Genomic DNA, 19,856 nt, shown 5'->3' with positions numbered 1-19,856 from the left:
TGGCGTTCTTCCACTCCTCCACTGCGATGATCTCCCCGCTGCGCAATGCCATCGAAGATGGTGCGGCAGCTGCGCATCCCCCCTTTCCCTTGACGGGACAGTCGCTGCCCAGCTAACGTTCGCCGTTGCGCTCCGTCGGCAGCAGATTGACCGTCAAGCCGTGATCGGCAATCGTGCCGCGCGCCAGCTGCTTGGGGGTAAACAATTTCATGCTCGCCGCCAGCGCGTCTGCCTCCCGCCGCCGCGCCTCATCGTCGAACGTCAGCAGCCCGACGGTCAGTTCTCCGCCCCGCAGCTCGACCGTGCGCACCGCCGCCGTATCGAGACATGCCGCCGTCTGGATAAAGTGCCACTGCTCGCGCTTCACGATGGAATGCGCATGATTGTGGCCGCAGAAGTAGAATCCCCTCCCCCGCTTGCCGCGGAGAATCGGCCACGGGTCGGCTTCGCGATGGAACCCGAACATCGGTTGTTCCGAATTCGTCGTCGTATCGACCAGGGGGTGATGGCCGAAGACGAGCAGCGGCTTCTCCCCCGACTCGCGCACGATGCGGCCCAGCCACTCCGCCTGCTCCGCGTCCAGCTCGCCGCCGAAATCGTCCGCCCGCCCCTCCTTGGCGGTGTCGAGAAACACCAGCGTCGCTTCCGCGCGCTCGAGCGCGAAGTAACGCGCCTGCCCCGTGCTCGCCATCCATTCCCGCTTGCCCATCGCCAGCGTGTCGTGATTGCCGAGCACGTGCACGAACCGCCGGGGCGGCACATGCCCGTCGACCGCCCCGTATACGTCGCGCAGCTCATCGGCCCGCCCTTCATTGGTCAAATCGCCGAGCGAAATATGAATGTCCGCTTCCACGTCAAGAAACGACTTCAGCACGCCGCCGAACCATGAGTCCCGCAGCGCGACGACGGCGGCGTCGCCGGACAGATGCGGATAATGCAGATCGCCCAACAAAGCCAGCTTCATCGTAATCCCTTCCTATCTCGGGAATATCCCCTCTCATCTGCGCCGCCGGTTGCTTGCGGCTAAAAGACCGGCCATATATTCATCGCCAAAGACCGGAAGTCGCGAACGTAATGAAAGGTCGCCAGATCCGCATCGTGGAAATGACCGGAATGCAGGCACGTGCGGGATAACACCGCCAGATGATCGCCATCGATGATCAGCGACGGGTACATGAACGATTGCGTCAGCTTCTCCGCGCGGGCAATGCAGCCGGCTGGAAACCAGTTGAGGGCGTCGCAGGCGTACCATAACATCAGAAACCTTCTGTCATTTCCCGGCATGCCGGTAGACGCTTCATCGTATTCGAGCCGAAGGGCGTTTTGCGAGTTCGCCGGCAGATTGGAAGCCATCCAGTACAGGCGGGACGGTTCGTCGTAGACCATATAAAATTTGCATTGCCCTCCGGGAAGCGGGTAAAATTGCGTAAACGTCAGCTTCAGCTTCCCGTCCTCGTCTTGCAGGTCGAAAACAGCGGCCATATTCGCGGTTCCCTGTCTGTCGATGACGGCCCGCGCCATCACGCGCAACCGGCTCCCGATCTGGATGACATTGCCTTCCAGGCAGCGCATGGAAGGTCCCTGAAACAACCCGGGATTCAGCTCCGGGGGAATCGGCATTTCCTCGGTGTCCGATACCCGCCAGGCTTCCGGATCGAGCGCGCCTTTCTCCAGCTCGCAGGAAACGACCGCCAGCTTCCTGCATCTTTCGCTCACGGCCCAATACAGCCTGCCGCTGCGGACGACCATCGACTGCTGATGCGTACAGTACCATTGATGAGGGCCGTTCAAAACTTCGACCGGAACGCTCCAGGAAGCGCCTTCATCTTCGCTAACGGCAACCAGCAGTCTGCCGGGGCCTTCCGCCCGGGGACCGATAAACATATACAGTTTGTTCCCGTACGCGAACAAAGCGATCTCCACCGTCTCGGGGAACGGAACGAGGCTGACGATTTGCCATGTCTCCCCGCTGTCCGTGCTGCGGGAAACGGTTACGCCGCCGACCGAGGCCTTATCCGATATATCGAGCTTGATCCCTGTCGCTTTCGGACTGTGCCGGATTGTTCGGGGAAGCGCGGCGACGAACGTCCCGCTCGGAAGACGGGTGAAGGCGTTGCTTAGAAAATACAAGCCGGGCGGATCGTCCGCGGCGATTCTTGCGACGACGCTGTAGTCTTGCGCCAGCGGCTGTGCCATAGTTGGTTTCATTCCGATGTTCTCCTTCTCATCGCCCTGGTATTGGCTCGCGAGGCCGGATCAACCGAACAGGCGGCCGAAGCCGACGGACCAGTCGCGGAACGCCTTGGTCAACGCGCGCACGTCCGAGCCGATGTTGATGAACCGGTAGCCGAGCTTCGCCCACTCCGCCGCCTGCTCCAGCGTGCCCGCCGTCGTCGCGGCGATTTTGCCGTGCCGGATCGCCGCCTCCGCCACGAGTCGGCGCGCCTCGGCGATCCGCTCGTGCTGCCAGTCGCCCGGCGCCCCGATCGCCTGCGAGAAATCCGCCGGACCGAACATCAGCATGTCGATGCCGTCCAGCGCCGCGATCGCATCCAGCTCAGCCAGCGGCTCCGGATCCTCGATCTGGATCATCACGAACCGTTCGCGGTTCGCCTGCTGCGTATATTCCTGGTAGCTCAGCACGGCGAACAGTCCGTCCGCGTTGCCCCCGTCCACCGGCCTGCGGCCGATCGGATGGAACTTCGTCGCCCGTACGATCGCCTGCGCATCGGCCAGGCTCATCACGTGCGGCACCATAATGCCCGTGGCGTCCAACTCCAGCGGACGCACCAGATCGCTGTAACTGCCGCGCGGCACGCGGACGATCGTGTCTACGCCATAAGCCTTCGCCGCGAGAATTTGCCGCTCGATCGCGGCATAGTCGTTGGCCACGTGCTCCATGTCGAGCCATATGCAGTCGATGCCCGCCAGCGCGGCAATTTCCGCGCTGCGCGAGTCTGCCAGGTTCAGCTTCAGGCTGCCGATCGTTTTCCCTTCGCGCAGCTTCTCCAGCAGTAGGCTCTTCCTCATGGTTGTATGCGGATTGCCGCTCATGACCGCTCGCCTCCCTCTTTCTCCTCATCAATCGTACCGGCGTCAACCGGCTCCGCCCGCCGATAATCAATGTCCACCTTCACGTCGAGCAGCTTCACCGCTCGTCCCGTGTCCTGCTCCAGCGTCACGGCAAACCGGTTGTTGCCGGCCACGACCGTATCCGGATCAAGCTCGTACATCGTCCAGATGCCTTGCCGTATACCAGGGGTCAGCACGCGATCGTTATATTCGACACGCGCCTCACTCGGCGAAGCCAGGCCTTCGATGCGGATGCTCAGCGACACCTGCGGCTCGATTCCCTGGCTGCGTCCCCAATGCACGTCGTCGCCGATCGGCGTGTCGATCGCGTACGTCTCGCCGACAGCCAAATAGGCGGGAGCGCCGGGATTGAGCACCGGCACGCGAATGAAGGCTTCGTGCGGATAGCCGCCGCCGGCAATGGCGCCGATTCCCCGGACGCTGGCCACATACGTCTTGTCGTACGTGTTCAGCCGCTCCAAGTCGTCGACCACCTGGAACACGGAAGCGTTCTCCGCGTTGAAGTTCTTCAGCTCCCGCGGAGTGAAGTTGAACAAATAAATACCGTCTACCCCCGCCCGGAGCGCGTTCATCGCCCGAGCGAGGTAGCATCGCCCGCTCTGGCGCAGCTCCTCGGCGAACGGGTCCGTCACCCGCGTCTCGTCGAGCGATGCGTATACCTTGACGCCGTACTTGCGGCCGAGCCGCACACTGTATTCCCACGGATTGAGCTTCAGGTAGCTGGTCATAATCAGCAGATCGAGCAAACCCTCGCGCAGCCACCCATCGATGTCGAGCCCGATCGCCAATCCGTATTCGAGCGAATCCGGCACGCGCACCGACACCTGCAGCGGCCGATGCAGCTGTTCCGCCTTGCGGTCGGCCAGCCGTCGCACTTCCCGCACCACCTCGGTCATCATCGCCGTCTCCTCCGGCGTGGCGGGGAGACCCGCTGCGGTGCTGGGGAAAAACACCGGATGGCGGTAAAAATCGAGATGCACGCCGTCGACATCGTAGTTGTCCAGCACTTCCTCGACGAACGCTACCGCCAGCGCGCGAATTTCCGGCACCGCGTAATTGACGGCCGTCCAGGCGCCGTGACGCGGCTTGTTGTCCCGGCTGCCGAGCAGCCACTCCGGATGGTCTCGCTTCAGCCGGTTCGTCTTGAACGTGGCCTCCCCGTACCAGCGCGTCGAACCGTCATGGGTGTCGTTCATGCGCATCGACCAGAAGACGTCGATGCCGTTGGCGCGGCAAAACTCGGACATGACCTGCAAATAATCCGTCCCCCGCGCGATCAGTTTTTCGGTCATATTATGCCTATAGTCGCCCTCGCGGCTTGTAAATACGGTACCGATTCGCGTACGGTGAATAAACTGGCCGAAGCCCGAGCTGCGCGTCGTGATGAACGCCGTGTCGACCCCCGTGCCGACGAGCCGCTCCATGCGCATCTTCAGCAGCGCTTCCTCCGTCTCCTCGGCGCAGCGCTGCCCGTCTCCTCCGTCATTCTCGAAGATCACTTTCCGGGCACGCCCGGACAACGGTCCTCCCCATTGTCGGTCGTTTTCCATCTCATCAACTCCTTTTCGCCCTCATTATAGCGTCCCGTACAAAAGAAAACGTGCACGATTTAAATCAAATCGTGCACGATCTATACAACTTTGAATTAGACTGGCGGGCGTTTCCGCTCTCTTCTCGGAATCAGAATGGTCACCCGCGTTCCTCGGCCTATCACGCTTTCGAGCAAGAGCCGGCCTTGATCACCATAATAAAGGCGCAGCCGGGAGTGCACGTTGTAAATGCCGATCCGTCTCGGCTTGCCCATGTCTGTGAGGTGCTGACGAATGGTCTCCAGCTCTTCCGGCTCGATCCCCCTGCCGTTATCCTCGACAACGAAACGAATGTGCTCTCGCTCGCATAGGCAGGAAATGCAGACGCTGCCGCCGGATTCATTGATGCCATGCTCAATCGCATTCTCGATCATCGGCTGCAGCAGCAGCTTGATGGTCGAGTAAGCGAATGCTTCCTGATCGACGCTCCAAGTGAACCGCACATTCGAGTCGTATCGCGTCGCCATGATTTCGCAATACGCCCGTGCATACTCCACCTCCTCCTCGATCCCGATCTCGATCTCATCGCGATTGATGCCGTAGCGGAACAGATCGCTGAGCGCATTGACCATCTGGATCGCCCCGCTGTGATTAAAGGGAATCATGTACTTGATCGTATCGAGGGTATTATACAGGAAGTGAGGGCTGATCTGCGCCTGCAGCACGGCGATCTCCGCATCCTTCTTCTCCGCTTCCAGCGAGCTCTTGATTGCGTTCGATACGATCGCTTCGTCAATCAGATCCTCGATACGATCGATCATGCCGTTGAACGCCTGGCCCACTTGATCGATCTCGTCGATTACGCCGGAGTCCTCGATCGGTTCATAGCTCTTGTCGACGCCCAGATTGGCCAGCTTACGGCTCAGCCGATTCAGCGGGTTGCGCAGCTGCTTCGCCAGCACGAAGGACAGCAAGGCCGTAAGCAACGTAATGGTCGCGATCAAGTAACCGTCCTTCTTCAGAAGCTCCATGCTTTCTGCAAGAAAAGCCTCGCGGTCGTACAGTCCCGCGAAATAGATGCCGATCGAGGCGATTTCCTTGTAAAACAAATACGACCGACGATCGCCCAAGTGAACGTCGCTTATGCCCTGGCTGCCTTCGCGAGACGAATAGAGGCGCACGCCCAGCGTCTTGCCGGCTTCATCCGCCAGAATCGTGCCCGAATCGTCCATGAGAAATAACGAGCTTCCCGTCATATTGAACGAACGAAACTTTTGCGAGAGAAACGCCTGGTCGATCTCGATCTTGACATACCCGATGAATTGGTTTCCCGCGATAATCGGCATTCCTATACACAGCACAGGCTTCCCCAAGTCGTCCACGAGCGGAAGCAGAACATAGCCAAGCTTTTTCTGCTTGACTTGCTCATAGAAGATCGCATTGGACTCTGTATACCCTTTGCCTACTTGGGCCACCAGTACGTTCTCGTCGTTATACACCTGCAAGCTGTCTTTCTCCAGCCCGAAAAACGTTTGTTGATTCAACAGCCCGTTGATGCGACCTAAAGCGGCCTCGCTTGTATGCTGCACCGCCTCTTCGGTCAGGCTGCTGCTCGCGACTCTCTTGAGTACAATCTGTTTACTATAGAAGTAGGATGTCAATTCGCTCGCATTTTTCTCGAAAATCGCAAAATACGCATCCTTGATCTTCGTCGAGAAACCATACGTATGTTGAATAAATAACACCGCGACGAACAGCATGACGGGAAAAGTCACCGTCATAAGCAAGTAGAGGAACAGCTTCGTTCGCAGAGTGGTGCGGCCACGAAGCTTCGCATTGGCTACGTAGTACGGCTTGGAGGCGGAGCGGAAGTTGGCGCCGATCAGCTTCATCAGGCCGTACAATCGTTGAAGCAGTCGCCGCGAAATCAATTCCGCGCATAGAAAGGAGATCAGCAAACAGCCGAGCAGGACGGATACAAACAAGCGTACGGCAATGCTGCGATTGGCGGCGAGCAGGCTATTGTCCGGCATATACGCAACCTTCCAGCGGTGAAACTGGATCTCGTTCACCAGATATGTGCCGTCGTCCGCATATTTCGTCCTCCAATCGTTATCCCGGAGGCTGTCGGACAGCTGCATGGCGTCCTTGACTTTCACGTCGCCGCCACGCCATATTATATCGCCTTGCTCGTTGAAGACAAGCAGTCTGCCGCTGCCGGCAATACCGGCGAACAGATCGATCTTGACCACGACGAGGAGCAAGCCGCGCACCTCGTTGTCCTTGACGACGCTCGTTGCGAAGAACGTCAAATCCCTTAGTCGAGCCTCCTCGGAAGCAAAAACCGAGTCTCTGGGCATGAACAAGATATCGTCCATTCGGGCAAATTGGTCTAGCGTCGGCAACGGATAAGGAAACAAGGCTGCGTTTTTGGTAAAGATCTGGTTGCTCTCCGTCAGCAAGTGGATCGATTGAATAGCGAAATTCGATTGCTCCGCAACCGAAATCAGCTGCTCCAAAGCATTCTCAGCCTCGACCCGGGCATAAACTCCGACTTCCTTATTCTCCAGAATGCCGATGTACTCCTGTAAATCCACGCTCGACTTCAAGTAACCGGTCAGTTTCTCCATGCCGATCAGTTTATTCTCGATTTCATTGGCGGTTTGGCTTAACCTCGCATCGTTCACCAACCACAAATTGTTCTCTAGCATGCGCACGGAGGAATAGAACAGCTCTCCGCCGATGCCAATCAAAAAAACGGCCGTCAACAAGGTGGACACCAGCACCAGCAGCGGTTTGAATTTGATCCTGACAGGGTTCATCGCTAGAGATGATCCGCACGGTACTGAAGGGGAGAGGTACCTTCCAGCTTCTTGAACACTCGGCAAAAATAAGTATAGTCGTTGAAGCCAACCTGCTCCGCTATTTCCTTGACCCTATAATCCGGCATTGCGAGCAGCTCGCGCGATTTCTCGATCCGCACCATATTGACATAGTCGATAAAGCCCGTTCCGGTCGCTTTTTTGAACTGTGCGGAGAAATATGCAGGGTGCATATGAAGCTTGCCTGCCACCTCCTCCAGTGAGATCTTGTCCCGGTAGCGTTCGATCGCATAAGCGATCGCCTTCTTGACGAAGTCCGGCATAGCCGTCATAGGATGGCCGGTTCGTTGCTCCATCACGGCGAGCAAGGTACGCTCAAACCACATCTCCAGCTCCTGAAAGTCGGATATTTGCCGAATCTCATTCAGAATGACGGACTTGTTGAGCGCTTCCGGCGGCCGCTCCAGCTGCCGGAGACGAATGTCGATATGGAACAGCATTTCCAGGCATTTGGTATGAATATCGGCTGTACTGAACGTTCCTTTTCTTTCTATAGCGCGGAATAATTCATGCACGTACGTAAGCATCCGCTGCTTTTCGCCGCCCAGCACACCGTCCACCACCCTGTCGACCAGCTGGTTGATGGCTGGTTCGTCCAGCTCCGCATAGCTCTTGTAATTCAACTCCTGAAAAAAGACGATCTGGCTGGTTCGATTGAAAAACCGGTAGCTGAGGGCGTAGACCGCCTGATTGTGCGAGGCGTAAAACTGCTTGATGTGGCTGCACAAATTACCGACGCTCAGCATGAGCTTCAGACCGAAGCCGAATTGATTCCCCTGATCGGTCACGAACTGAACGAAGCTTCGCAGAAGCGGTTCGATCTGATGGATATATATGCAGGCTTCGCCATTCAATCCGATGACCACATAGTCCATATGCCAGACGACCGGCACCTGATGCGGGCTCCAGTATCGTTTAGCCGCATTCAGGATGAATTCGTTTAACGAAAAACCCGGACGGTCGCCGCCATGAGCATCCGCTCTGCAAATTACGGCGCGCATGTAGCCATTCAACGGCTCCGCATGCTCCGCGCCGTCCAGCGGATCGGGTCGGCTGCCGGTACGTTCCGGGTTCCGTTCAATCGCATACTTCAGCAGCTGGTCCTGCCGCACCGCCGATGAGTCGCTGCCGCCCCGCTGCTCCTCCTCGATCGCCAGCTGCCTTTCCTTAATCAACGCGGCCAGGATGTCGCGAAGCGCCTCGCTCTTCAACGGCTTTAACAAATATCCTTTCACGCCGAATCGAATAGCCCTTTGCGCATAACCGAAATCCTCATAAGCGCTCAGAATGACAACCCGGACGGCGGCAAATCGGTGATGCAAATATTCCGTCAGTTGAAGCCCGTCCATCTTAGGCATCTTGATATCGGTAATTACGATGTCGATATGATGAGACTCTAGTATCGCAACGGCTTCGACGCCATTGGCCGCCGTTCGAATGGTAGAGAACGGCAGCCCGAACCCTTCCACATCGGACTTGATCCCGGCACATACATACTGAATATCCTCGACGATCAGCAAATGAAACAAGCTGCTCCCCCCTATCTATTGAAAGGGCTTACATTCTTATCTTCATTAGAACAAATTCCCGTCCTGAATTCAATCGCGTTATTCCGCAAATAATGCCGGGAGCGCCGCCAACAAGTTCAAGCCTTGTGGCGGCGCCCTTTTGCAATCTCATGCACGATGAACCGGCACTAGCGGCTGCGAAGTCGCCTAAGGGCACGCCCCGCAGAGCTGTCAGCCCTTTATTTCCCGACTAACAAATCGGCCACCTTCGGCGCTTTCTCCAGCTCTTCCATAAGCTTGCTGCCTCCGGCCTTCTTCCACTTGTCCACATAGCTGTCCCATCCCTTGTCGACATCGACTTCGCCGATAATCGATTGGAAGAAAAACTCGTCCGTGATCGTTTTCAATCCGGCACCGTATTGCGCCTGTACGCTGGACAAATTGGTCGTGTTGAAGTAATCCCACTTGTAAGGCCGTATTTTCAGATCCTTGCCTTCCCCGAACAACGTCCAATCCAACAGCTTGCGCGGAATCTCTCCAAAATTAAATTTCAAGTTGGCGAGCGTAGCAATAGAATGGTTGTAGTAGCCGAGCCCCTCTTGCTTCGGATTCACGTTCTCCAGCAGCAGGGGACGGGAATTGTTCGGTTCGGCCTCCCAATTGAAGTCGACGCCCGCTTCCCCGAACTGGGACCAAATGACCCCCTCCTTATTAAAGTTGAGATAATCGATGATTTGCAATATACGGGCGAGCTTCTCATCGTCTACTTTCTTGCTGATTACCATTTGGTAGGTCAGCGACGTTACCGGAGCCTTGGCGCTGACTCCGCGGAATCCGTTGGGACCCTTCTCGGGAGCCATAATCAGAATCTTGGCCTTCGGGTTGTTGTTCAGCACGGACATAGGCGGTCTTGCGGCATACGTTTTGGCCGTCGGGTCGACGTAGTTGTAATTCGTCTGGAAATAGCCGGTGATGCCTCCGGTTGTTTTCTCCCACTGTTTGGCCGTATTCAAGGTTGGGAACTCGGGATCGATAACGCCATCCTTGTACCAGGCCGCCATTTTTTTGAGAAACTCCTTGTACTGCGGCAGGATGTTCCACTCCACCAGTTGACCGTTCACTTCCTTATTGTAGCCTGGCGCGTTCGCTGCGTTCCCCGCGGGGGCAATGCCATAGGCGCCCATCAACGATACCCAGCCGGACATACGGTCGTTGCTCGCGGCGACACCGAACGTATCCTTCTTGCCGTTGCCGTCCGGATCGTTGAATGTAAACGCCTTCAGAATCGTTTCCAGCTGCTCGAGCGTGATGCTTTCTGGCGAGAAGAATATACGGCCCTCCTTATCGAGCTGCTGCATCTTCACTTTCGGAACGAGGTTCAGCTTCTCCAGCCAATCGAGCCGGTACATCGATAGATACTGCAGACTTTCCTGCTGTTCCGCCAACCCCGTCAGCGCGATGAATTCGTCCGTCTTGCCCTTGGCCAAGTTCATCTTCCATCCGATTGGATTGGCATCCAGCATTTTCGCGTAATTCGGCGCGTTTTTGAGCAGAGCCTCTTTCGGAATCGACCGGCTCACCCCGTCGTTGAATAGCTTGACCGCGTCGCCGTAGTAGAATACAGCATCCGGCATTTCGCCGGAATTGATCATCAGCGACATCTGATCGTTATTCTGGTTGTCAATTTTGGTGTTTTTGATTTTGACATTGAACATTTTTTCAATCTTCTGCTGCACACGGTTGTTGTCTTTGATCTCCGTGCCGCCGCCGCCGAGCCACGAAATTTCCAGCGTCTTCTCGAACGGCTTCGCCGAAGTGCTCGGCTGGGCCGCCGCCGATCCCGACGGCTGGGCCTCCCCCTCGCCGTTTCCGCTCGAACAGCCGACCACGCCTACCAGCAACAGCGCCGCCATCAGTCCGCACCATACTGCCCCCTGCTTCATTGCAACCTTCCTCCCTAGGAATTCATGTATAAAATGCTTTGTAAAAAAGCAATTTACCCTTTCAGCGAGCCCACCGTAATGCCTTTGATAAAATGCTTCTGAATGAAGGGATAAAAGAAAATAATCGGACCGATCGTAATCAGGATGACCGCCGCCTTCACCGTAGCCGAGTTCAGCATCGCATCATTCTGCCGGCGAAATACTTCCATGCTGGAGACGCCCTCCGCGGAGGAGTATTCAATCAGCCGCCTAAGCAGTAGCTGCAGCACCAGCTTGCGATCGTCGCGAATGAACAGCAGCGCGTGATACCATTGATTCCAGAAGGCCACCGCGTTCCAGAGCACCAAGGTAGCGAGAATGGGTCTCGCAATCGGCAATATAATGCGATACAGGACGGTTAAATAGCCGGCGCCGTCCATCATCGCCGATTCCTCCAGCGCCTTATCCAGCGACATCATATAATTGCGCATGATGGTCAGATAGAACACGTTCAGCACCTGCGGCAGGATAAGCACCCATCTCGTATCCATCAGGCCAAGCGCCTTGATCGTCAGATAGAACGGAACGACCCCGCCCGAGAAAAACATCGTGAATACAAAGATCATTGTAATCGCGCTGCGTCCCGGCAAATCCTTCTTCGACAGCGGGAACGCCGCCAATACAGTTATAGCCAGAGCCAGAAAAGTACCCACCACGGTGATGAAGATCGTGTTGCCATAAGCGGTCATCACTTGATTGTTGCGAAAAATAAATTGATAAGAGCTAAGCGACCAGTTCTTGTTCCAGAGGTGGAAGCCCAGCGTCGCCGCTTCCTCGGGCTTGGCGAAGGACAGCATAAACGTATCCCAGAACGGATAAATCATCATGATCGAAAACAGGAGCATGCCTGTATTCAGAGAAATGTTCCACACGCCGCCAGAGCGTCTTGCCCCGCGAGCACGAACCGTTGATCGATTGTAAGCGGTCTCCGGCCCGCCTCCCGCATTCCTGTTGCCTGATCTCATCATCAATACCCCTATTCTTTGCTAGGATCGCCTTGTGCTCGCACCCTGAACGCCGCGCCGTATTACCAGATGCCGTATTCGCTCTTGCGGCGAATAATCATATTCGAACCGAGCAGCAGTAGGATGCCGATGGCATTCATAAACAGCCCTACTGCGGTCGAGAAATCGTACCTGGCATTAAGAATGCCGATTCGGTAGATGAAGGTATCGAGCACGTCTCCCGTCTCGTACACCAGCGGATTGTATAGATTGAATATTTGGTCGAAGCCGGAGTTCAGCACATGTCCGATCTTGATCAGGAACAAGATGACGATCATCGGCACGATGCCCGGGATGGAAATATGCCAAGCCTTGCGCAGCCTGCTGGCGCCATCCATGTCGGCGGCTTCGTAGAGCTGCGGATCGATGCTCGCCAGGGCGGCGATATAGATAATGGCGCTCCAGCCTACATCCTTCCAGATGTCCGTAGCGATCAGAATCGATCGGAACCAGTCGTTCGAGATCAGAAAATAGATGGGCTTGCCTCCGGCCAGCTGGATCAAATAGTTGAGTACCCCGCGCTGAGGCGACAGGATCTCGCCGACAATGCCGGCCAGCACCACCCACGAAATGAAATGCGGCAAATAGGAGATGGACTGGACCGTTTTTTTGAACCAGCCGTTTCGCATTTCATTGATCAGCAGGGCGAAGAGGATCGGCATCGGAAAGCCGAAGACCAGCCGCAGCAAGCTGATAATAACCGTGTTCCGCAGCGCTCTTGTGAAACCGACTGTACTGAACAAGGTTCGGAAATGCTCGAAATCGTTCCAGGTGCTTCCCCAAATCCCATCGGCGACACGAAAGGTCTTGAAGGCGATCAGGACGCCGTACATGGGGATGTAGTTGAAGAGCGCCACCAGGATGAGCGCCGGCACAAGCATCGCATACAGCAACCACATTTTGCGGATGCGTTTCATGAGGAAGGCGTGGCTGCGCCCCGTCTCCATACCTGCTGAAATCGCATTCATTTCGCTAGTTCTCACGACGAAGCTCCTCTTTTCGCAATCGTTATTGTGTTCTGAGCTCATTATATCTTCACCGGAGAACAGATAAATGGACTATTTAAATGAAATCGTGCACGATATTTATGTTCTTGACAGGAGACGGGATAAGACCTCGCATCCAGCTTGTACACGGATTGGCTGAGCTAAAAAGATGGACCCAATCTGTACCGGAAGCTCCAGAAATAAAGAATTTGTTTCTTGTTCAGCTTGCATGGACGGCGCAATCGAGCTACAAGGCGATAGAGAACTTTTTAATGCGCTATGAACTCGAACTCAAAGAAAAGATTTCATTAGAACAAGCAAAGAAACTTAAAATGTTTTTTTCGCCAAAGAGAACGCCAAGAGAGGCCGCAATATGGGATTTGATTTGCGAGAACGTTATGAGTTTCGTATACAAAGGAACTGGACTGGATCAATAAAGCCAAGCAAACATTAAGTCAGTTCGATAATGAAAACCAGGAAAATTGAATGTCGAGCATAAAAAGAGGCGACATTATGGTAGAAATCAAGTGGATCTTATGCCCTGTTTGCCACAACAAGACGCGAGTGAAAATTCGTGAGGACACATTAATCGAAAACTTCCCTTTGTTCTGTCCGAAATGCAAACAGGAAACCATTATCAAAGTACGACAATTCAATATTTCCGTTATCCAGGAGCCAGACGCAAAGACGAAGAGCCGATAATTCGTGAGATCATTCACGATTATCGGCTCTTTCTCCATGAATATATAGGACAGATCCAGAAGTAATTTCGCTATTAGTATAGGAGTTATAGGAGGAAATCAAAATGACAAGTACATTTGCCTTTAAAACGACCGAGGGAAAAAATGCCGTATACAAAGCGAGCAATCGCCCATCCCCGAATGGTCGATAAACTTGTTCTGCTATGTCCTGCCGGTGTAGGAACGCAAAAAACTTCCTTTGCATTTATGGCTTTATTTAATCTACTGCTGGGTGAGAAAGGCATGGATCGGTTGTATCGTAAAGTGAATGGAGGGAAACCCATACCACAGGTCATGATAAAATACCAAAAATTGATTGGAAAAAAATTCAATTTCAGGAGAGCGCACGTTCCACTCTTTTCGGATGCCGAGTTGACGCAATTGACGATGCCGTCCGCTTTATTCGTAGGGCTGAAAGATGTAATGTTTCATTCGCTCAAAACAGCACAACGCTATAGAAGTCTTGTGCCAAATGCAAAAGTCAACGTGCTGCAGGAGGCGGGTCATACGCTTATCGATTTAATGGATGATATATTATCGTTTTTGCAGAAATGAAACCCTATTTCGATATCCTTATCCCTGCAGGCCCTCTGTCACTTTCGAAAGGATTCATCTCTCCAATATTCTTCTCAAGTTCCTAAGGCTGATCGATACACTCTCCAGCTGAGGCCTGTCGAACTGCTCCTGCTCGACAATAAACCAGTCTGCTCCCGCTCTCAGGCCGGCCGCGGCAAGCTTCGCTATATCGAGCGATCCCTCGCCTACTTCCGTATCGCGCAGCTCACCTGTTCGGCTCCTGTCTTTGTAATGCATGTACGGACATCTCGATCCGATCCGGTTGTAATACTCCACACTGTCGAGGCCGGCGAATTCCACCCAGAAGGTGTCAAATTCGAAGGCAACCAGCTCTGGTTCCGTCTCTCCCAGCAAGATGTCCATTCCGGTCCGTCCTGCGCCGAAGTCGGTGAATTCATAGCCGTGGATGTGGTACAGGAAGCGAATACCGTTTTCCCGGCACTTCCTTCCATAGCGGTTGAACCTCTCCGCAGCTTCATGGAACGAGCGCTCCTCCGAGGAGATCGCCTTAGGGACCATCGGACATAGGATGGCTTCACAGCCAATGATTCCCGCATATTCGAGCTGTCGCTCCAGCTGCTCGTCGATCAAATGATACGGAATATGAACCCCTGCCGCCCTTAATCCTTCCTGCTCCAGCACCCGGCGCACATCCCGGGCTTCCGCTCCATAATAACCGGCGAACTCGACGCCTTCGTAGCCGATTTCCGCCACCTTCGCCAGTGTGCCGAGCAGATCTCTCTGCGCTTCTTCCTTGATGGAATACAATTGAAGTCCCAGATTAGCCATAACGGGCTGCTACACCTCCCTTGCGAACAGATGCACTTGCCACTTCTCTCCGCCGTGCAGCGGCCTGCCGACGAGATCGAGCGCGCCCCGGCCGAACATATCCGCAAGCACAGCATTATGGGTCCCGGTTCCCTCATCGACCAGCTTGCGGGAGAAGGTCCCGTCTCCCTGGTTCTCATAGATCATAATACGCGGCTTCTTCACTTCGTATTGGTCCTTGATGCCGATCTCGCCTACGAGCAGATCCATCCGGCCGTTGCCGCACAGGTCGGCGGCATGCAGCGTATGCGGATCGTATAAGCCTTCGGCGATTACGATCTCTTCCCACATGTCGCGTATATCGCTGCGCTGGCGGAAGTAAGCGAGCTTGCCTCCCTCCGGCTTGCCATAGATGCAGGCGTCGCCTTCGGACAATATGATCTCCGGCTTGCCGTCTCCATCCACATCGCCGACAGCGATCTTCGTCGTGATATAGCCTTCGGCGAACCGGTGCTCCTCCCAAGGGCGACTCGAATCGCCGGTATACTTGTACCAATATGTGCCCGCCACAATCTCGTTGACGCCGTCTCCGTCCAGATCCGCCAGAACAAGTCCCTCTTCCGGCAATCCGTTCACAACCTTGCCGGTCGCAATCGTCTCGGTTCCCGGCCAAGGCGTCTGCGTCGTGTCGGAAGGCACCGGAACCCGAAGCAGGGAGTGGGCCCGATTGTTCCAATAAATCAAGGAGCGGGTCCCGTCGCCCGTAACATCCCCGATTGCCGTATCGTGAAACTGTGTGGAGCCGGTCTTGGCAATCACGTGGCGCGTCCAGGCGCCGCCCGAAGAGCCCGGATTTTTCCATAGGTGCAATTCGTCCGACCGGGCGTCGCCTCCGATCACAATGTCCGGATACCCGTCTCCGTCCAGATCGCTGACCACCCCTCCGCATTCCAGATTGGTCACCTGATCGATTACGTGAGTCTTCCAGCCATCCGGGCTGCCGTTGTTTTCCAGCCAAACCAGCTGGCCATTGCGTCCAGAGACGACGATATCCGGCAAGCCGTCGTTGTTGATGTCCCCTACGGCACAGAACGTGTTCATGCTCCAGGAACCCACTTCGTTGTTTACTTCCCCGACGACATTTTTATGAAACAATGGATTCGACATTCCGCTCACCTCTATGAAATAGTAGTTATTCCTTCACACTGCCAAGCACGATCCCCTTAATAAAGTATTTCTGCAGAAACGGGTAGACGAGCAGGATCGGAAAGGTAGCGACAAAAATTTGCGCCGCATTTTTGGTTCGGTCCGAAATGAGCATCAGCAGCGCTATCTCTTCATCCGTCAGGAAGCTAGAGTCCCTAGCGATCACGACGGTCTGGAGAAAGCTCTGCAGCGGATAGTTCTTAGGCTGGTTCATGTAGATCAAGCCGTCGAACCAGGCATTCCAGTGACCGACCGTGCAGAACAATGTAAGAGTGGCCAACGCCGGCATCGACAGAGGCACGAATATTTTCCACATGATCCTGAAGGGACCGGCTCCATCGATTTTGGCCGACTCCTCCAGCTCCTTGGGCAAGCCGCGGAAAAAATTCAGCAGCAGCACTACATTATAAACAGGGACGGCGGCCGGCAGGATAAGCGCCCAGATCGAATCGAGCAGATGCAGGGAGCGGACTGTCATATAAAGCGGAATTAATCCGCCGGAGAATAACATCGTCAGGACGAAGAACCAGGCGTAGTGCGTTCTCCATCGGAACTGGCGTACTTCCTTGGACAGCGGATAAGCAACTAGAATCGTCAAGATCATATTGACCGCCGTTCCCAGCAGCACCCGCTTCACCGATATGCCGAACGCACGGATAAATTCCTCCTGCCCCAATACAAACTCATAGGCGGCCGTAGTGAAATCAACCGGCCACAGCTTGACCAAGCCTCCCGTTGCCGCCGAGGCCGAGCTGAAGGAGATGGCAAGAATATGAACAAACGGAACGATACAAAGCGCGGACAGCAAACCAAGCAGCAAATAGTTGGCGGCAAGAAACGCTTTCCGACTCCATGACATTCGATGCAGCATTGCGAAGAGCCTCCCCCAACTGATGTTCTAAAAAATTCTGTAGTTAGCAACCCGGTAAGCAATCGTGTAAGAAGCAATTATCAGGATCAGAGAAACAACGGATTTGAACACTCCCACAGCCGTTGCCAAACCGTATTGCGCCTGCTGCAGGCCGATTCTATAAACGTACGTGTCAATAATATCTCCGCTCCTATAAACTTGGGTATTATACAGGTTGTAGATCTGATCGAACCCTGCGTTCAGTACATGCCCCAAGTTTAACGTAGCGAGCAGAATAATGATTGGCACGATTCCTGGCAATGTCACATGCAGCGTCTGACGCCAGCGATTGGCGCCGTCAATTTCGGCTGCTTCATACAGTGTAGGATTGATGCTGGTCAGCGCAGCCAAATATACAATGGTACTGAAGCCGAATTCCTTCCAAACATTAGAGATAACCAGCGTAAACGGGAACCAGCGATTGTCGCCCAAGAAGAAGATCGGCTGCATGCCGAGCGCTTTGATGGCATCGTTCACAAGCCCGGAAGACGGTGACAAGATTTCGATTAGAATACCGCTTATAATGACCCAAGACAGAAAGTGCGGCAAATAGACGAGCGTCTGACTGATTCGTTTGAATATCGTATTTTTTACCTCGTTCAGCAGCAAAGCTACAATAATCGGAACCGTCATGCCGCTAATGATTTTCAATGTTGCAATGAAGAGCGTATTGCGGACGATTCGCTTCACGTCCGGAATCGATAACATGTAAGTAAAGTTATCGAGGCCCACCCACTGGGAATGAAATATTCCACGAGCCGGTATGAACTTCTGAAACGCAATCGCGATGCCAAGCATTGGTCCGTATTCGAAGATCAGGACCAAAATGACGGCCGGAAGCAGCATCAGATGAAACGGCCATTCATTCCCCCATCTCTTGATCACATCGATTCTCCCCCTGTCGATAGAAGAAGGGAGCCGGTTGGCCGGCATCCCTTTTCAACATCTCTGATCTATAAATCTTATTTGCGCTTGGCAAACCATTCATTGACTTCCTTCGTAATCTGTTCGCCGCCGAGCGACTTCCAATCCGCTACGAACTTGTCGAACTCGTCCAGCGAACCACCCGTTACGATTTTGGTGATCATCTCCTGCTCGCGCTGATCCAGAATCGCTTTCTTCGTTACCATTGTCGGAGTAGGCGCACCATAGAACTCATTATAGACATATTGCTTGTTTTGCCCGTATTGGTACATGATCTCGAGCGATCCGCCGGTACGTGACTTCATCCAGCTCGCCCATTTGTCCTGGACACCGTTTAAGTAATCCATCGTGTCCTGATAAAGCTGGGTTCCGCTTGGATTGTCCTTGAGCGGAGTCGGGTCTTTGGCCGTAATGGCCTTAGACAATACGCCTCCGGTTTCCGAGTTCAAATTCTGAGGCGCGAGCACCAGCGGGTTGAGCTGCCAATAGCCTTGGTTCTGCTTGCCGAACTTGTAGAATCGGGTGTCATCCGTAATCGGTTTGTTATCCACTTCGATCCAGCGATTCAGCAGCTTCATAACTGCTTCCGGATTTTTGGCCTTCTTGGATACAACGTAGTAGTTCGTCACGCCAAGACCGACAACGTTATTCGCCTTTGCACTGTTGGACGATACTAGCGGGAACACCGACCAGTCCTGCGTCAATTTCTTGTCTTTGATGACCGCGGCCTGCAACGGAAAGCCCGGTGCCGAGAACGTTCCGAACGTCATGCCGACTTTATCCGTCGACACGAGCTCATTCGCTTTGCCGTGATCCTTCGTGAACAGCTCCTTGTCGATTTGACCTTTCGCGTACAGCTCCTGGAGCACCTTGAGTGCCGCCTTCATCTCCGGCAGGGTGCTGCCGTTCACCAGCTTGCCGGAAGAATCCTTGATCCAGGCTCCCGGATAGGCGTGATAGCCATAGAACAATCCCAGGAAACCGTACTGCGCATTATAGACTTCCTTCATCGAGGCGAACGCATAGGAGTCGTTCTTGCCATTGCCGTCAGGGTCCTTGGTCGTAAACGCTTCCGCAATGGCCAGCAAATCGCTCATCGTCTTGGGTGGCTGCAGGCCCAGCTTAGTCAGCCAATCGTTACGAATGTAAATGAATTGCGCGGCGTTGAAGGGGCTGTCTGTCGCCGGAATTGCCATTAGTTTACCACCAAATTTGGCTGACTCCAACTGCTTGCCGCCGTCGCTCGTCATAAATTTCTTCGTGGCTTCCGTAGTATACTTGGCATACACATCGGTCAGATCAGCCAGCATGCCGCTGTCTACCATCTGCTGCAGCTCACCGACCGGTACTCTCATCAAGTCCGGCATCTCACCCGAGGAAATGCTCAGCGCCACCTTCTGCGCGTACTGACCGGCGTCGACCGTCCAACTCTTGACAAGCTTGATTCCCAGATCCTTCTCATACATCGCGGTTACGCCATTCTTCTCGTAGGTGTCGCCATCGTCAAATTTAATATTTGCCGCCAGCGTGCCAACATACGACAGTTCGACTGGAGGGTCATACTTGCCAAGATTGATGCTCGGCTTGCTGGAGGCGGTTGGACTGGAGGACGAGACGGTGTTGGTGGTTCCATTGTCTGAGCTGCCGCAGCCCGATAACACGGCTGTCGCGGCTACAATCAACGTCGTTACAGATAACAAGCTTTTGCGATGCATGCTTATTCCCCCTCAAAATTTTTCGTACAATGT

At 54.5% G+C, this 19,856-nt stretch carries 17 protein-coding genes; 3 read left to right on the top strand and 14 right to left on the bottom strand.

Annotation, left to right across the window (positions count from 1 at the left end):
* Positions 1–112: 112 nt before the first annotated feature.
* From PKO02S_RS12710 to PKO02S_RS12670, 9 genes are all read right to left on the bottom strand, one after another.
* Positions 113–964, bottom strand: a complete 852-nt coding sequence (locus PKO02S_RS12710; RefSeq protein WP_127583292.1) for a metallophosphoesterase family protein — start codon at positions 962–964, stop codon at positions 113–115.
* A gap of 59 nt (positions 965–1,023) precedes the next feature.
* Positions 1,024–2,208, bottom strand: a complete 1,185-nt coding sequence (locus tag PKO02S_RS12705) for a sialidase family protein (protein WP_127583290.1) — start codon at positions 2,206–2,208, stop codon at positions 1,024–1,026.
* A gap of 48 nt (positions 2,209–2,256) precedes the next feature.
* Positions 2,257–3,030 carry an HpcH/HpaI aldolase family protein gene (locus tag PKO02S_RS12700; RefSeq protein WP_218033925.1) on the bottom strand — a complete coding sequence of 258 codons (774 nt, stop codon included), beginning with the start codon at positions 3,028–3,030 and terminating at the stop codon, positions 2,257–2,259.
* Between the two features lie 20 nt (positions 3,031–3,050).
* A complete protein-coding gene (locus PKO02S_RS12695) occupies positions 3,051–4,643 on the bottom strand; it encodes a family 10 glycosylhydrolase (protein ID WP_127583286.1) in 1,593 nt (530 codons plus the stop codon).
* A gap of 95 nt (positions 4,644–4,738) precedes the next feature.
* A complete protein-coding gene (locus PKO02S_RS12690) occupies positions 4,739–7,444 on the bottom strand; it encodes a sensor histidine kinase (RefSeq protein WP_127583284.1) in 2,706 nt (901 codons plus the stop codon).
* 2 nt (positions 7,445–7,446) lie between these two features.
* Positions 7,447–9,033 (bottom strand): response regulator, encoded by a 1,587-nt coding sequence (locus tag PKO02S_RS12685; protein ID WP_127583282.1) that lies wholly within the window; start codon positions 9,031–9,033, stop codon positions 7,447–7,449.
* Positions 9,034–9,251: 218 nt separating this feature from the next.
* Positions 9,252–10,955, bottom strand: coding sequence for a type 2 periplasmic-binding domain-containing protein (locus PKO02S_RS12680; protein WP_127583280.1), 1,704 nt, complete (start codon positions 10,953–10,955; stop codon positions 9,252–9,254).
* A gap of 53 nt (positions 10,956–11,008) precedes the next feature.
* Positions 11,009–11,959, bottom strand: coding sequence for a carbohydrate ABC transporter permease (locus tag PKO02S_RS12675; protein ID WP_164821419.1), 951 nt, complete (start codon positions 11,957–11,959; stop codon positions 11,009–11,011).
* Between the two features lie 62 nt (positions 11,960–12,021).
* Complete coding sequence (locus PKO02S_RS12670; protein WP_218033924.1) at positions 12,022–12,981, bottom strand: ABC transporter permease; 960 nt, start codon at positions 12,979–12,981, stop codon at positions 12,022–12,024.
* A 155-nt stretch (positions 12,982–13,136) separates the two neighbouring features.
* On the opposite strand from PKO02S_RS12670, the gene PKO02S_RS12665 reads away from it, so the two are divergent.
* The 3 genes from PKO02S_RS12665 (at position 13,137) to PKO02S_RS12655 (ending at position 14,279) form a co-directional block, all read left to right on the top strand.
* Positions 13,137–13,421 (top strand): hypothetical protein, encoded by a 285-nt coding sequence (locus PKO02S_RS12665; protein ID WP_127583276.1) that lies wholly within the window; start codon positions 13,137–13,139, stop codon positions 13,419–13,421.
* A gap of 49 nt (positions 13,422–13,470) precedes the next feature.
* Positions 13,471–13,686, top strand: coding sequence for a cysteine-rich KTR domain-containing protein (locus PKO02S_RS12660; protein WP_444980885.1), 216 nt, complete (start codon positions 13,471–13,473; stop codon positions 13,684–13,686).
* A 143-nt stretch (positions 13,687–13,829) separates the two neighbouring features.
* Entirely contained in the window at positions 13,830–14,279 is a 450-nt protein-coding gene (locus tag PKO02S_RS12655; protein ID WP_218033923.1) for an alpha/beta fold hydrolase, read from the top strand.
* Positions 14,280–14,333: 54 nt separating this feature from the next.
* On the opposite strand, the gene PKO02S_RS12650 is transcribed toward PKO02S_RS12655, so the two are convergent.
* From PKO02S_RS12650 to PKO02S_RS12630, 5 genes are all read right to left on the bottom strand, one after another.
* Positions 14,334–15,089, bottom strand: coding sequence for a sugar phosphate isomerase/epimerase family protein (locus PKO02S_RS12650; RefSeq protein WP_127583272.1), 756 nt, complete (start codon positions 15,087–15,089; stop codon positions 14,334–14,336).
* Between the two features lie 9 nt (positions 15,090–15,098).
* A complete protein-coding gene (locus tag PKO02S_RS12645; protein ID WP_127583270.1) occupies positions 15,099–16,235 on the bottom strand; it encodes an FG-GAP repeat domain-containing protein in 1,137 nt (378 codons plus the stop codon).
* A 25-nt stretch (positions 16,236–16,260) separates the two neighbouring features.
* Complete coding sequence (locus PKO02S_RS12640; protein ID WP_127583268.1) at positions 16,261–17,145, bottom strand: carbohydrate ABC transporter permease; 885 nt, start codon at positions 17,143–17,145, stop codon at positions 16,261–16,263.
* A gap of 27 nt (positions 17,146–17,172) precedes the next feature.
* On the bottom strand, positions 17,173–18,030 hold the full coding sequence (locus PKO02S_RS12635; RefSeq protein WP_246066960.1) for an ABC transporter permease: 858 nt from the start codon (positions 18,028–18,030) through the stop codon (positions 17,173–17,175).
* Positions 18,031–18,146: 116 nt separating this feature from the next.
* Positions 18,147–19,823: an extracellular solute-binding protein gene (locus tag PKO02S_RS12630; RefSeq protein ID WP_127583265.1), complete on the bottom strand. Its 1,677-nt coding sequence runs from the start codon at positions 19,821–19,823 to the stop codon at positions 18,147–18,149.
* Positions 19,824–19,856: the final 33 nt, after the last annotated feature.

This window comes from Paenibacillus koleovorans NBRC 103111, assembly GCF_004000845.1.
GTDB lineage: Bacteria > Bacillota > Bacilli > Paenibacillales > NBRC-103111 > Paenibacillus_AA > Paenibacillus_AA koleovorans.
This window is presented reverse-complemented; position numbering and strand designations above follow the sequence as displayed.